At 71.0% G+C, this 14,286-nt stretch carries 10 protein-coding genes and 2 tRNA genes; 2 read left to right on the top strand and 10 right to left on the bottom strand.

From position 1 onward, the window contains the following. Positions 1–183: 183 nt before the first annotated feature. On the top strand, positions 184–450 hold the full coding sequence (rpsT, locus tag ACF1B9_RS11720) for a 30S ribosomal protein S20 (RefSeq protein WP_124717766.1): 267 nt from the start codon (positions 184–186) through the stop codon (positions 448–450). Positions 451–789: 339 nt separating this feature from the next. Here the strand turns inward: rpsT and holA are convergent, their stop codons facing one another. Continuing rightward, positions 790–1,776, bottom strand: coding sequence for a DNA polymerase III subunit delta (gene holA, locus ACF1B9_RS11715; protein ID WP_391740811.1), 987 nt, complete (start codon positions 1,774–1,776; stop codon positions 790–792). Between the two features lie 288 nt (positions 1,777–2,064). Between holA and ACF1B9_RS11710 the strand changes: the two genes are divergently transcribed. After that, entirely contained in the window at positions 2,065–2,310 is a 246-nt protein-coding gene (locus ACF1B9_RS11710; RefSeq protein WP_351079066.1) for a hypothetical protein, read from the top strand. 32 nt (positions 2,311–2,342) lie between these two features. Here ACF1B9_RS11710 and ACF1B9_RS11705 read toward each other — a convergent pair whose 3' ends face one another. The 9 genes from ACF1B9_RS11705 to ACF1B9_RS11665 all read right to left on the bottom strand — a co-directional run bounded on the left by ACF1B9_RS11705 (position 2,343) and on the right by ACF1B9_RS11665 (position 14,052). Further along, on the bottom strand, positions 2,343–3,227 hold the full coding sequence (locus ACF1B9_RS11705; protein WP_391740812.1) for a YceI family protein: 885 nt from the start codon (positions 3,225–3,227) through the stop codon (positions 2,343–2,345). A gap of 274 nt (positions 3,228–3,501) precedes the next feature. Further along, positions 3,502–6,102, bottom strand: a complete 2,601-nt coding sequence (locus tag ACF1B9_RS11700) for a ComEC/Rec2 family competence protein (RefSeq protein ID WP_391740813.1) — start codon at positions 6,100–6,102, stop codon at positions 3,502–3,504. Next, positions 6,099–6,752: a helix-hairpin-helix domain-containing protein gene (locus tag ACF1B9_RS11695; RefSeq protein WP_391740814.1), complete on the bottom strand. Its 654-nt coding sequence runs from the start codon at positions 6,750–6,752 to the stop codon at positions 6,099–6,101. Before ACF1B9_RS11695 ends, ACF1B9_RS11700 begins: the two co-directional genes overlap by 4 nt. Positions 6,753–7,464: 712 nt before the next feature. After that, the gene (locus ACF1B9_RS11690; RefSeq protein ID WP_376281614.1) at positions 7,465–8,310 is read right to left on the bottom strand and encodes a DegV family protein; all 846 of its coding nucleotides are present in this window, start codon (positions 8,308–8,310) and stop codon (positions 7,465–7,467) included. Positions 8,311–8,446: 136 nt separating this feature from the next. Then, positions 8,447–9,202 (bottom strand): hypothetical protein, encoded by a 756-nt coding sequence (locus tag ACF1B9_RS11685; protein ID WP_391740815.1) that lies wholly within the window; start codon positions 9,200–9,202, stop codon positions 8,447–8,449. Positions 9,203–9,401: 199 nt separating this feature from the next. Beyond that, entirely contained in the window at positions 9,402–12,275 is a 2,874-nt protein-coding gene (gene leuS, locus ACF1B9_RS11680; RefSeq protein WP_391740816.1) for a leucine--tRNA ligase, read from the bottom strand. A 498-nt stretch (positions 12,276–12,773) separates the two neighbouring features. Beyond that, positions 12,774–12,846, bottom strand: a tRNA-Ala gene (locus ACF1B9_RS11675). 134 nt (positions 12,847–12,980) lie between these two features. Next, entirely contained in the window at positions 12,981–13,214 is a 234-nt protein-coding gene (locus tag ACF1B9_RS11670; RefSeq protein WP_073723092.1) for a hypothetical protein, read from the bottom strand. 765 nt (positions 13,215–13,979) lie between these two features. After that, positions 13,980–14,052: transfer RNA gene (locus ACF1B9_RS11665), tRNA-Ala, on the bottom strand. Between the last annotated feature and the right edge of the window lie 234 nt (positions 14,053–14,286).

The raw sequence follows: 14,286 nt of genomic DNA, 5'->3' as shown, positions 1-14,286 counted from the left end.
TGTCTCGGGTCGATGTCGGTTCGGTCGGATCGATACGTAGCCTCCATCGTCCCATGGTTGCGGGGCGAAGACCGGTTTGGGCCGGTGGGAGCGGTGCTGGTACCGTTGACAGCTGTGCCTCGCGACTCTCTCAGGCCGTGGGGCTCACATCGAAGATCCAACGAACCTGAAAAGGCTCTTTTCGTGGCGAACATCAAGTCCCAGATCAAGCGGAACAAGACGAACGAGAAGGCGCGCCTGCGCAACAAGGCCGTCAAGTCCTCGCTCAAGACCGCTATCCGCAAGGCCCGTGAGGCTGCCGCCGCCGGTGACGTCGAGAAGGCCACCACGGCCGCTCGCGACGCCTCCCGCGCGCTCGACAAGGCCGTCTCGAAGGGTGTCATCCACAAGAACGCCGCCGCCAACAAGAAGTCGGCGCTGGCCTCCAAGGTTGCCTCCCTCCAGGGCTGAGCTTCTCTGATGTAACCGCCGGAACGGACCAGCGGGCCCTCTCTCCCGTCCCTGCCCGGCCCCCGCGCCGCACACCGAACCTGCGTTCGCCACGCGGGTGCGGCGCACCAAGCGTGAACCGAAGGCCCCGATCTCCGCTCTCCCCCAGAGCGAGGCCGGGGCCTTCGGCGTACGGGGTCCCGGTCCGGCCCGCCCGCCATGGATCAGTGGGCGGGGTGAACCACCGAGTCCGTCCGTACGGCACCGAGCGACGGCAGCCCGTGCCGGTCGACGGGGACGACCGCACCAGCCAGGCCTGCGCCCGGCCTTCGGCGGACGACGGCAGTTCGGCGACACCGCCTACCGCCCCGACCGAGCCGCCCGCGCCACCGCGACCACGGCCTTCTCCAACGCGTACTCCGGATCATCGCCGCCCCCCTTGACGCCCGCGTCCGCGTCGGCGACTGCCCGTAGCGCCACCGCCACGCCGTCCGGCGTCCAGCCGCGCATCTGCTGGCGCACCCGGTCGATCTTCCACGGAGGCATGCCCAGCTCACGCGCGAGGTCGGCGGGCCGGCCCCCGCGCGCCGACGACAGCTTGCCGATCGCGCGTACGCCCTGCGCCAGCGCACTGGTGATCAGCACGGGCGCCACCCCGGTCGACAGCGACCAACGCAAGGCCTCCAGCGCCTCCGCCGCCCGACCCTCCACCGCCCGGTCGGCGACCGTGAAGCTCGAAGCCTCCGCACGGCCCGTGTAGTAACGGGCCACGACCGCCTCGTCGATCGTGCCCTCGACATCCGCGACGAGCTGCGAGGCAGCGCTCGCCAGCTCCCGCAGGTCGCTGCCGACGGAGTCGACCAGCGCCTGGCACGCCTCAGGGGTCGCCGAGCGCCCCAGCGCCCGGAACTCCGACCGTACGAACGAGAGGCGCTCGGCCGGCTTGGTCGTCTTCGGACACGCGACCTCCCGTGCCCCGGCCTTGCGCGCCGCGTCCAGCAGCCCCTTGCCCTTGGCGCCGCCGGCGTGCAGCAGCACGAGAGTGATCTCCTCGACCGGATCGCCCAGGTACGCCTTGACGTCCTTGACCGTGTCGGCGGAGAGGTCCTGCGCGTTGCGCACGATCACCACTTTGCGCTCGGCGAAGAGCGACGGGCTCGTCAGCTCGGCGAGGGTGCCGGGCTGGAGCTGGTCGGAGGTGAGGTCGCGGACGTCCGTGTCGGGATCGGAGGCGCGGGCCGCCGCCACCACCTCTTGCACGGCACGGTCGAGGAGCAGGTCCTCCTGTCCCACGGCGAGCGTGACGGGGGCGAGCGGGTCGTCGGTGGAATTCCTTCTGGTGGCCATCGCCGTCCAGCATCCCATGGGGCACTGACAGCCACCGGGCTCCCTTGCCCCGCCCCGTCCCCGGCGCGAAGCGCCGGACGACGCTGGAGGAGAACCTCGCCGCCCCTGGAACTCGCACCGGACCAGTTGCGACGCCTGGACGCCGCACTGCCGCCTTCGGTGGTCGCCGGTACCCGTTGTCCCGAGAGCGTCATGCGCATGAAAGGCCGTTGGGCGCCCGGCGCCACCCTCCCGGCCAGGCCGTGCCGGCCGGACCGCACGGTGTACGCCGTACGGGAGAATGAGCAGGTGAGCGATGTGAGACATGTGCTGGTGCTGCCCGACCGCGAGGCCGCGGAGGAGGTGGCCGGAGAACTCGCCGACCGTTTCGGGGTGCCCGAGGAGCCTCAACTCGTACGCGATGCGCTGGCCGGCGAGGACGATGCCGAGGACGCCCAGTGGCTGGTGGTCGTGGAGGACCCGGCGGGGCGGCTGGACGCCTCGGCACTGGATGCGTTCGCCGCGGAGTACGAGGGCTGGCTCGAAGCCCCTTAGACGTCGTCCTGGACAGGCACCGGGGACCTCGCTCAGCTCTTGGGGACGATCTGGATGTCCATGTCGATGGAGATGCTGGAGCCGACGGCCGCGATGCCGCGTGCCAGCATGGTCTGCCAGGTGAGGGTGAAGTCCTCGCGGTGCAGTTCCGTGGTGGCCCGGCAGGCGGCGCGGGTCTCGCCCTCCAGGCCGTTGCCCAGACCGAGGTACTGGGTGTCCAGCGTGACCGTGCGGCTGACGCCGTGCAGTGTGAGCGCGCCGGTCACGCCCCAGCGGGTACCGCCGCGGTGGACGAAACGGTCACTGTAGAACTCGAGCGTCGGGTAGCGGCCCACATCGAGGAAGTCGCTGGAGCGCAGGTGGTCGTCGCGCATCTGGACGTTCGTGTCGATCGACGCGGCATCGATGATCACGTGCATCGCCGAGTCCTCCATGCGGTCGGCGATCCGGACGGCCCCGGCGAAGGTGTTGAACCGGCCGTGGATGCGCGCCATGCCGATGTGCCGGGCCGTGAAGCCGATCTGCGAGTGCATCGGCTCGACCTCCCACTCGCCCGGATCGGGCAGTTGCGGAGGCGTGGACAGTTGCAGGGTCACATCGCCGAGGCTCGCGTGGCCGCCCTCGACGACCGTGGCCGCACCGTGGAACGGAGTGAAGCCCTCGGCCGTGACGGCCAGTCGGTACTCACCGGCGGGGACCGTGGCGAGGACGCTGCCGTACGGGTCCGTCTCACCGCCGACGACCTTGCGGCCCGCGCTGTCCGTGATGACGAACTCGGCCTGCGGCACCATCTCGTTGACCGGATCGAGCACTCGGCAACTGAGCACTCCGGCGGTGCGCGGCACCTCAAGTCCGGAGAGGGCGTTGCCGCGCGCGGCACCCGCCGCTCCCTTGTTTCCCAGCCAACGGCCGAACATCTTCCACCAACCCCCGGGGGCGATTCACCTTGGGGCCTGGCGGCTGGACGTCCTCGTCGGAGCAGCGGCCCACCGACGAGCATGCATTCGATCACTCTTGTGGCGTTCGAGGCAAACAGAGCGGCTCGCAGGAGCTTGAGTAGAGGTGTTACCGAAGGTCCGAATTAGCCGGGCGGGATCTCATGGCCGACGGGGTCTGGCTGGTCTGAGCCGCGGCGACCGTACGCCTGCACGGCCGTACGCGCGGCCGCGCAGGCGGTCGCCGGGGTGCGGCTCACGACCGGCTCACCGCCCTCAGCCCGGCCCCGGCACCCGTCACGGCGATCGCGCCGTCCGTGTCCGTGCGCAGCACCACCGCACCGCCTGCTCTGAGCGCGTCGACGGTGCGCGGGGCCGGGTGACCGTACGGGTTGTCCCTGCCGACGCTCACCAGGGCCAGTCTCGGGTGCGCGCTGCGCAGCAGAGCGGGGTCCTGATGGGCGGAGCCGTGATGGGCGACCTTGAGGACGTCCACCCGTGGCAGCGCGGGACGGCTGCGCAACAACCCCTGCTGGGCGGGAGGTTCGAGGTCGCCCAGGAGCAGCAGGGTCAACCCGCCGGTCCGGACGTACAGGGTGACGCTGGCGTCGTTCGGCTCCTGCGGTACGGGCCCGGCCCCCGGGGCCGCCGATGAGCCGCCCGCCCCGATGGCGCCCGCCCCCGTACCGCCCGTCGGCCAGAGAACCCGCCAGTCGAGCGGCCCGATCCGGCGGCGCTCACCGGGAACGGCCCGCACCAGAGGGACGCGCGACACGGCAGCGGTTCTCCGTACGAACGCGACCTGGTCCGGCGGTTCGTCCAGGCTCGTCGTCTGGATCGCTCCCACCGCCCGGCCCCGCAGCACGCCGGGCAGGCCCCGCACGTGGTCCGCGTGGAAGTGCGTGAGCACCAGGAGCGGCACCTCGGTGATGCCCAGGTCGCGCAGGCACCGGTCGGCGAGCCGGGGATCGGGACCGGTGTCGACGACCACGCCCGTGCCGTCCCCCGCGGCCAGCACCAGCGAGTCGCCCTGCCCCACGTCACACATCGCGAACGCCCAGTCCGGCGGCGGCCATCCGGACAGCACCCGGGTGAGCGGGACGGGGCGCAACACCGCGAGGAGCAGCAGCAGTACGGCCGCCGAACAGACCCATGGACGGCGCACGATACGGCGGGCGCACAGCACCACGAGAGCCGTCAGCCCGGCGAGCAGCAGCGCGCCCCTCCCGCCGTCGGGCCAGTCGATCTCCGCGCCGGGCAGGGCCGCCCCGGTGCGGGCCACCGAGGCGATCCACCCGGTCGGCCACCCCGCGATCCGGGCGAGCAGCTCTGCCACCGGCATGGCCACCGGTGCCAGGGCGAGTGCGGCGAACCCGAGAACCGTGGCGGGCGCCACCGCGAACTCGGCCAGCAGATTGCACGGGATCGCCACCAGGCTGACCCGGGAGGCGAGCAGCACGACCACCGGCGCGCACACCGCCTGAGCGGCGGCGGCCGCGGCCAGCGCCTCGGCAAGCCGGGGCGGAACTCGACGCCGCTGCAGTGCGTCGCTCCATTTCGGGGCGATGGTGAGCAGGGCTCCGGTGGCCAGGACGGAGAGGACGAAGCCGTAACTGCGCGCCATCCACGGGTCGTACAGGACCAGCAGGAGGACCGCGGCGGCCAGCGCGGGGATCAGTGACCTTCGGCGCCCCGTGCCGATGGCGAGCAGCGTGATCAGTCCGCAGGCCGCGGCCCGCAGCACGCTCGGCTCGGGTCTGCAGACGAGGACGAAGGCGAGCGTGAGCCCGCCGCCGAGCAACGCGGTCATCCGCAGCGAGATGCCCAACCTGGGGGCCAGGCCTCGACGTTCGGCGCGCGTCGCCGTGCCCGGCGGTCCGATCAGCAGGACGAGCAGGATCGCCAGGTTGGCACCGGAGACCGCCATCAGGTGGGTGAGGTCGGCCGCCTGGAAGGCATCGTGCAGTTCCGGGGTGACCCGTGAGGTGTCGCCGACCACCAGGCCCGGCAGGAGAGCCCGTGCATCGGGATCGAGCCGCTCGGTCGCCTGCCGCAGCCCGCCACGCAGGGCACCCGCCGTGCGCTGGACCGAGGAAGGCGGCCCGGTGACGCGGGGCGGGCCTTTGCCCTCCGGCCGCAGCACGGCGGCATTGCGCTCCCCGTCGTGCGGCGAAGGTGCCAGCCGACCGCCGATGCGCACGCGTGTGGAAGGGAGCAACTGCTGCCACCGGGCCGTCGATCGGCCGGGCGGGACGATGACCAGCACCGGTGTGCTCAATCGGGTGACCGCCCCGTCGGGCCCGGTCAACGCTGTGATCTCGGCGTCCATGAGGAGCGAGGCGGGCATGCTGTGATCGCCGCGCACCCGGGGCAGGGTCCACCGGGCGTCGGACGTCACCGTCACCTCCGCCTCGACCCTCGCGAACCGCTGGGCCAGCCCCGGGACCGGCCCCTGCTGTGCCTCGGCACGGTGCAAGCCGGCCGACGCGGCCCCGGCCGCCGCGCAGAGGAGCGCCGCAGCCGCGGCCGTCACGGTTGTGGCCGCGTTGCTGCGCGGCCGCCGATTGCGCACCGCGTCTTCGCCCCGCGCAGCCCCTCCCTCGGTGCCGGCCGGCCGGCTGCGCATCGCACGGGTCGCCGAAACTCCCCGCATCGCCAGGAGCACCATGGCCGCACCGACGCAGAGCATCACGCCCACCGTCGTCCACCGCCCCGGCGCGCTCAGCGCGAGCGATGCTCCGGCCCAGGCCGCCATGGCCGGCGGGACCAGACGAAGGTCGAGCGGACCCTCCTGCCGTGGGTCGGAGACACCCGACCGTCGACCCGATGCCGCCGCATGGACGTCCGGGGGACTCACGGCCCCACCAGCGGCCGGAGGTCGGCGAACCGGCGATCGCCGATCCCGTTGACCTCGCGGAGTTCGTCGACGGACCGGAACCCGCCGTGCTGTGTGCGGTAGTCGATGATGTGCTGGGCGAGAACCGGGCCGACACCGGGCAGGGTGTCGAGTTGTTCGACGGTCGCCTGGTTGAGACTGACCGGTCCGGCCACGGGCCCGCTGCCGGCCCCCGGAGCGACTCCTCCCGTAGCTCCGCCGGTGCCGACGGGGCCAGGTGGGACACCCACCACGATCTGCTCCCCGTCCATGAGCACGCGAGCCCGGTTGAGACCCGCGAGATCGGCACCGGGCCTGGCTCCGCCCGCCGCTCGCAGCGCATCGGCGACCCTTGAGCCGGACGGCAGTCGAAGGACTCCCGGTTTTCGGACCTTTCCGCTCACATCGACGACGACGTGCCCGTCCGGCCCTGTCGCGGGTGGCAGCCCGGGTGACGGTTCGGGCAGTGCGTCGCCCGCCGCCACCGATTTCGAAGTCCTGCCGGGCACACCCTCGTTGACCGGATCAGGAACGCGTACGGAATGAGGGCGCGCGGACCAGAAATGCACCGCGGCGAAGACCGCGGCCGCGACCAGGACAACGGCCAGCGCGGCGAGGGTCCGCGGCTGCACGCCGCATCTGAGCTGCAGCCACACCGGAATCCGTTCCCGCAACGCGGGAACCGTCCGCTCCCACCGCCCCGGCGCAGCGGACCGGGGCACCGGGGTCGGCGTCGGTGACGGTGACGGTGACGGTGACGGCGTCAGGGTGGACGTCGAGGCCGCCGGCGGGGCAGCCGCCGAAGGCGACGCGGAAGCCGTGGCTCTCACCGCGGTCATGGCCATGGCCCTGCCGGCAGCGGAACTCGACGTCGGAGTAGGACCCGGGGGCCGAGCCGGGGCAGAAGCAACAGCAGGAACCGCAGCAGGGACAGAAGTGGAAGAGGGCGCAGGTGCCGCAGCGGAGACGGAAGCAGGGCCCGAAGCGGAAGCGTGCGCCGAAACCGGAGCCACTGCCGTCCCCGACGCGGGCCGCGCCACTCGTCCGCCGTACGCCCCTGTCATGAGGGCGTCCGCCCGACCGCGCGAAGCCGCCGCTACGTCCGCTCGCCCACGCGAGGAGCGCCGTCGTCCGGGGCCCGGACCGGGGCCGTCACCGGCGCGGCCGGGACCGCTGCCGCTTCCTCTGGTTGCACGATGTGATCGGGGAGCCATGCCTCACGACGGTAGGCACATCCGTCCGGACTCGCCGAACAGACCCAATTCCGGTGGACAAACCACCAGTTGTGGACAACTCGACCACCCCGACGAGTGAAAGCCGATGAGCAGGGCCGTCGGACCGGTTTCAGCGCGGCGAGACCACGGCCCCGAGCAGACCGGGCCCGGTGTGCGCTCCGATCACCGCACCCACCTCGCTGACATGCAGTTCGACGAGGCCGGACACCCGCTCGCGCAACCGCTCGGCCAGCCGCTCGGCCCGCTCGGGTGCCGCCAGGTGATGCACGGCGATGTCCACCCGGTCACCTCCCGCCCGCTCCGTGACGATCTCCTCCAGGCGCGCGATCGCCTTCGAGGCCGTTCGTACCTTCTCCAGCAGTTCGATGCGGCCTCCGTCCAGCTGGAGCAGCGGCTTCACGGCGAGCGCCGAACCCAGCAGTGCCTGCGCGGCCCCGATACGGCCGCCGCGGCGCAGATAATCCAGCGTGTCGACGTAGAAGTACGCGGAGGTGCCCGCGGCCCGCTTCTCCGCCGCCGCGACGGCCTCGTCCAGGCTTCCGCCCGCCTCCGCCGTCTCCGCGGCCGCCAGGGCGCAGAATCCGAGGGCCATGGCGACCATCCCGGTGTCGACGACCCGTACGGGGACCGGCGCATCCTTCGCGGCGAGCAGAGCGGCATCGTACGTACCCGAGATCTCGGCCGAGAGATGCAGCGAGACGATGCCCTCGGCTCCTGCCTCGGCGGACGCCCGGTACGCGGCGGCGAAGACTTCCGGGCTGGGCCGGGAGGTCGTCACGGGGCGACGCTTCTGGAGTGCCAGGGCGAGGGAGCGGGCCGAGATCTCGGTGCCGTCCTCCAGAGCCTGATCGCCGAGGACGACGGTCAGCGGCACCGCGGTGATGCCGTGCCGCTCCATCGCCTCGGGCGGCAGGTAGGCCGTGGAATCGGTGACGATCGCGACATGGCGGGACATGAGCGGGAGGTTACCTGGCGAGTCCGCGGCTCGGCAGTCCGACCCCGACCGAATGATCGCTCCCGATCTCTTCGGACCGCATCCTGTCGCCGCCGGTCGACGAACGTCTCAGTCGGTTCGTCGTTTCGGGCGGGGCTCAGTTCGTCGTTTCAGGCCGGGCTGTCTTCTGCCACGGGTACGCGGTCCGTCGTCGCGGGTCCGGAGCCGTGATCGCCTGGGCCGCATCGTCGGCCGGCCCGGCCCCCTGCCCCCGCCGGCTCTCCCACGCTTGTCCCTGCGCCTGCCCGATCCCCGGCTCATGCCGCTCGCCCTGCGGCTGTCCCTGCCCGCGGACAGGCTCGTCCGGCTCCACCGTCCAGTGCCGCAGCGCCCCCGCCTCCACGTCGATCTGCGCGTTCAGCGCGTCCAGATCGTCCTCGACGAACCGCCGCGCCCGGTCGCGCGCGGCCCAGCGCAGCGAATCCGCCGAGTGCGTGATCCGCTCCGTACGCTGCTTCAGGCCCGGCAGCAGCGAGGCGACCGTCGCACGGTCGGGTTCGCGCTCCAGTCTCTTCAGGTCGTCGTCCAGCTCCCGACCGTGCGCACTCAGCCGCTGGAAGAGGCCCAGCGACTCCGAGAGCGAGGCATCCTCCACGACGCCCGTCTGCAGTGCCTCCTGTGTGGCCCGCATGGACGTGCGCAGCGAGAGCCGCAGCTGGGCCAGCTCACCGGCCACGCCCGGCTGGCCGTAGCTCTTCGCCCGCAGCGTGGTGTCCTCGACGGTGCGGCGTGCCTGGGTGATCGTGCGATCCACGCCCCGCTTCGCCGCGCCGATGGCCTTGACGCCCGCATAGACGCCCAGGGCCACGAACGCGAAAAAGAGCAACCCCAGAATCAGGATCACGGCTTCCATGAGCGCCCCTCGGATGTCGTTTCGGCTGCCGGGTGCCGGCCCCTCCACGGTAAACGGAAAGGGCAGGCCGCGGGTTCCTTCGGAACCCCCAACCTGCCCGTAGGGGAACGCCCCCACATCGCCGTACGGCATCATGCGGTTACGCGACGGACGTCACGCGAGAACGGTGCACACCCTCACGCGGCGACCGTCGGCGCCGTCATGCCGGGACGATGTTGACCAGCTTCGGCGCGCGCACGATCACCTTGCGGATGCCCGCACCGTCCAGCGCCGCGACCACGGCCGGGTCGGCCAGGGCCAGTGCTTCCAGCTCCTCGTCGGTGATCGACGGGGAGATCTCCAGGCGTGCCTTCACCTTGCCCTTGACCTGTACGACGCAGGTCACGGTCTCGTCCACGACGTATGCCGGGTCGGCGACCGGGAAGTCCTGGTGCACGACCGACTCGGTGTGGCCCAGGCGCCGCCACAGCTCCTCGGCGATGTGCGGCGCCAGCGGCGCCACCAGCCGCACCAGCGACTCGGCGACGCTCCGGGACAGCGGGCCGCCCGCCTTGGTCAGGTGGTTGTTCAGCTCGGTGACCTTGGCGATGGCCGTGTTGAAGCGCATCCCGGCCATGTCCTGGCCGACCCCGTCGATCGCCTTGTGCAGCGCCCGCAGCGTCTCCTCGCCCGGCTCCGTGTCGACGACGGTGACCTCGCCGGTCTCCTCGTCGACGACATTGCGCCACAGCCGCTGCAGCAGTCGGTACTGGCCGACGACGGCGCGCGTGTCCCACGGCCGCGACACGTCCAGAGGGCCCATCGCCATCTCGTACAGGCGCAGCGTGTCCGCCCCGTACTCGGCGCAGATCTCGTCCGGCGTGACGGCGTTCTTCAGGGATTTGCCCATCTTGCCCAGGACGCGGCTGACCTTCTCGTCCCGGTAGTAGAACTTTCCGTCGCGCTCCTCGACGTCCGCCGCCGGGACCGCGATGCCGCGGCTGTCCCGGTAGACGAACGCCTGGATCATGCCCTGGTTGTACAGCTTGTGGAACGGTTCGGCGGACGAGATGTGCCCCAGGTCGTGCAGCACCTTGGACCAGAAACGGGCGTACAGCAGGTGCAGCACGGCGTGCTCGGCGCCGCCGACGTACAGGTCGACGCCGCCGGTCGGCTGCCCCTCGCGCGGGCCCATCCAGTACTGCTCGATCTCCGGGTCGACCAGCTTGCGGTCGTTGTTCGGGTCCAGGTAGCGCAGCTCGTACCAGCAGGAACCGGCCCAGTTGGGCATGGTGTTGGTCTCGCGGCGGTACTTCCTGGGACCGTTGCCGTCGCCCAGGTCCAGGGTGACGTCGACCCAGTCGGCGTTCCGGGACAGCGGGGTCTCGGGCTGGGTGTCGGCGTCCTCGGGATCGAAGGTGCGCGGCGAGTAGTCGTCGACCTCCGGCAGTTCCAGGGGCAGCATCGACTCGGGCAGCGGGTGCGCGATGCCGTCCTCGTCGTAGACGATCGGGAAGGGCTCTCCCCAGTAGCGCTGACGGCTGAACAGCCAGTCGCGCAGCCGGAAGTTGACGGTGCCCTCGCCGACACCGTGCGTCTTCAGCCACTCGGTGATCCTCGCCTTGGCGTCGACGACCCCCAGACCGTCCAGCGAGATCTCGTCATTGGCGGAGTTGACCAGCTTCGCTTCGTACGAGGCGAAGGCGTCGTCCCAGGTCGAGGGGTCCGTGCCACGGTCGTCCGACGGCTCGACGACACAGCGCATCGGCAGCTCGAAGGCGCGCGCGAAGGCGAAGTCCCGCGCGTCGTGTGCCGGTACGGCCATGATCGCGCCGGTGCCATAGCCCATCAGGACGTAGTCCGCGATGAATACGGGCACCTTCTCGCCGCTGACCGGGTTGGTCGCGTACGCACCGGTGAAGACACCGGTCTTGTCCTTGGCCTCGGCCTGCCGCTCCACGTCGGACTTGGCGGCGGCCAGCTTGCGGTACGCGGTGACTGCCTCGGCCGGGGACGCGTGTCCGCCGGTCCACACCGGGTGGGTGCCCTCGGGCCAGGCGGCCGGAATGATCCGCTCGACCAGCTCGTGCTCGGGCGCCAGCACCATGTAGGTGGCACCGAACAGGGTGTCCTGGCGGGTGGTGAAGACGGTGATGGCGCCCGCGCCGTCGACCGGGAAGTCGACGCGCGCCCCCTCGGAACGCCCGATCCAGTTGCGCTGCTGCAGCTTGATGGCCTCGGGCCAGTCCAGCCCGTCCAGGTCGTTCAGCAGCCGGTCGGCGTAGGCGGTGATGCGCATGTTCCACTGGCGCAGCTTGGCCTTGAAGACGGGGAAGTTGCCGCGCTCGGAGCGTCCGTCGGCCGTCACCTCCTCATTGGCCAGGACGGTGCCCAGACCCGGCGACCAGTTGACGGGCGCGTCGGAGGCGTACGCCAGGCGGTACCCGCCCAGGACGTCCGCGCGCTCGGCGGCGCTCAGCGCGCTCCAGTCACGGCCGTCCGGGGTGGCACGCGAACCGCTCTCGAACTGCGCGACCAGCTCGTCGATCGGACGGGCCCGGTCGGCCTCGGTGTCGTACCAGGAGTTGAAGATCTGCAGGAAGATCCACTGGGTCCACTTGTAGTACTCCGACTCGATCGTGGCGAACGAGCGGCGCTTGTCGTGACCCAGGCCCAGCCGGCGCAGCTGAGCGGTCATGTTCTCGATGTTGGCCTCGGTGGAGACCCGCGGGTGCGTGCCGGTCTGCACGGCGTACTGCTCCGCGGGCAGGCCGAACGCGTCGAAGCCCAGGGTGTGCAGCACGTTGTGCCCGGTCATCCGCTGGTGACGGGCGAAGACGTCGGTGGCGATGTAGCCCAGGGGGTGACCGACGTGCAGGCCCGCACCCGAGGGGTACGGGAACATGTCCATGATGAACTTCTTCGGCTTGGCGGCCAGTTCCGGATCGTCCGCCAGGTCACCGGTCGGATTCGGCGCCTCGTACGTGCCCTCGGCGTCCCAGAAGTCCTGCCAGCGTGCCTCGATGTCGGCGGCCATCGCCGCCGTGTAGCGGTGCGGCGCAGCCGTCTCGGCTGCGGAATTCGTCTCGCTCATGATCCTCAAAGCTCCATCGATCGTCATCTGCCGGCGCCCACGTCTACGGACACGCGTCTACGGAAACGAAAAATCCCCTCGCACAGGAGGGGACGCCGCGCCGATTCCGACCAGGCATTCTCACCGGTCGGGACTGATCAGCGCGGCTCGCTAAGCAGAAGGCGTACGGCACGCATGGCGCCAGGGTACCGCACGGACCCGGAGCCGGTCCGGGCACGGCCGCGCCGCGACCGGATCCGCACACGCGCAACCTCGGCCCGCCGAGCGCGGGACGGACGGCGGAGCTGATCGGATTCGGCCCGCCGGACGGGCCCGCCGATGCTGGTCACCGCCGGACCGGTACGCCGCGCAAGGCCTTCCGAGCACGGGCGGCGCGATCACGGCCCCGGACGCGCGGTGCACGCCGAGTCGAAGGCTCGCGGCAGCGGGCGCAATTGACGCGCATACACAAGAAGCGGGTCACCCTGGGAGGATGACTCGCTTCTTGTCTGTTCACTGTGGAGCTAAGGAGAATTGAACTCCTGACCTCCTGCATGCCATGCAGGCGCTCTACCAACTGAGCTATAGCCCCTTGCCGTGTGCCGCCCGGTTCCCCTTGGCGACATCGAGAACATTACCGGTGACCCCGCCACTCCACCAAATCGATTCCCACCTGGCCCTATTTGACCGATTTACAACACCTCGGCCATGCGTTGAGGCAGGGTCTCAGGCAGTGGCGAAGGAGTAGAAGCGCTTGAGGGTGCAGTGCTCCTCCAACAGCCGTCCGTAGATCGGCTCCCCCTCCAGCTCGCGGTAGGTCTCGATCGGGTCGCCCTTTATGATCAGCGCCCGCGCGCACTCCTCGCACCAGTACTGGTAGTCCGGATTGATCGGATCCATGTCCCTGACGATGGGCGTACCGCTGCCGCACCAGTCGCATTTCCGCCTGTGTGCACCCATGAGTCAGCTCCGGCTTTGGCCGCGGGCGGTGCACACGCAGAGGGCTCCGCCGTTCCCGCCGGGCACGCGGGCCGCACGGCACGGGCCAACGGCAGGACGGCCGGTACGGGCGCGGCGTTGGAGGACAAGGAGCAGGTCCGGGACCTCGTGGCGGCTCGCAGGCATCGCGCGCTCCCTCCCGTTCGGTCCGTCGCCCCCTCCGGCGGTCCGATTCTGCCATGACCCCGCAAGGGGGTCAGCCCACCGGATGCCGGGCTCGTCACCGACGCCGCACGAGACCCGCGCACGCGCCTGTCGTCGCGGCCCCCGACAGCGCGGGAGCCCGTCCCCACCGCGCATGCCCGGCCTCTGTCTCCTGGACGTATCAAGGCGGTTGAGAGGGAGCGAGCCGAACGCCGCGGCACCGATCAGCCTGGCTGTCCGAGTGACGGTCACCCGGACACCGCCCACGTCGGCAGCCTCTTCAGAAGGCGCATCCGTCAACACGCCCATGGGGGTGGGACCTGGTGCGGCCGGCCGCGACGAGTCGCCGAGCGGCGACCGCCGGAGGGGATGGCCTCGGTGCCACCGACCGTCGACGGGCTGCCCGACGACTTCGATGCCACTGACCGTCAACGGGCTGCCGGAGTGCCGGATCGTGGTCCGCGCCCCGGCCGACGAGGAGAGCCGACAGCAGATGACGGCGCGGTGGCACCGGGAAGGGCGATGGGAGGGGGTCAGGGGAAACGAAGATCCCGCCCCCTGATGGGGACGGGATCTTGATTGTGGAGCTAAGGAGAATTGAACTCCTGACCTCCTGCATGCCATGCAGGCGCTCTACCAACTGAGCTATAGCCCCGCTGTTCGCTGTGTTTCTCTGCGTTTCCGCGCTGCGAACAAGAAGAACTTTAGCCTGTGACCAGCCAGAAAGTGAAATCCGGCCGATGCCGCCCGGAGGTGCACTCCGAGCACCGCCCCGACCACCGAAATGACAGGCCCCGGCTCTCCCCCGCCACGCCGCCGGCACTCCGAGCCCGGCGTGATCCAAACGAAAGACCCTGGCCAAGGGCCCAGGGATCACGGGTCAGCTCTT

It is taken from the genome of Streptomyces sp. NPDC014727, from assembly GCF_043083485.1.
Taxonomy (GTDB): Bacteria; Actinomycetota; Actinomycetes; order Streptomycetales; family Streptomycetaceae; genus Streptomyces.
The sequence above is the reverse complement of the archived record's forward strand: the minus strand, read 5'-3'. Positions and strand labels throughout refer to the sequence as shown.

What these genes read in the sequence shown, in the direction of transcription:
- holA (WP_391740811.1), bottom strand. Translation starts at nt 1,776, where the DNA reads ATGGCCACCAGAAGGAATTCCACCGACGACCCGCTCGCCCCCGTCACG.
- ACF1B9_RS11705 (WP_391740812.1), bottom strand. Translation starts at nt 3,227, where the DNA reads ATGTTCGGCCGTTGGCTGGGAAACAAGGGAGCGGCGGGTGCCGCGCGC.
- ACF1B9_RS11690 (WP_376281614.1), bottom strand. Translation starts at nt 8,310, where the DNA reads ATGTCCCGCCATGTCGCGATCGTCACCGATTCCACGGCCTACCTGCCG.
- ACF1B9_RS11685 (WP_391740815.1), bottom strand. Translation starts at nt 9,202, where the DNA reads ATGGAAGCCGTGATCCTGATTCTGGGGTTGCTCTTTTTCGCGTTCGTG.
- leuS (WP_391740816.1), bottom strand. Translation starts at nt 12,275, where the DNA reads ATGAGCGAGACGAATTCCGCAGCCGAGACGGCTGCGCCGCACCGCTAC.
- ACF1B9_RS11670 (WP_073723092.1), bottom strand. Translation starts at nt 13,214, where the DNA reads ATGGGTGCACACAGGCGGAAATGCGACTGGTGCGGCAGCGGTACGCCC.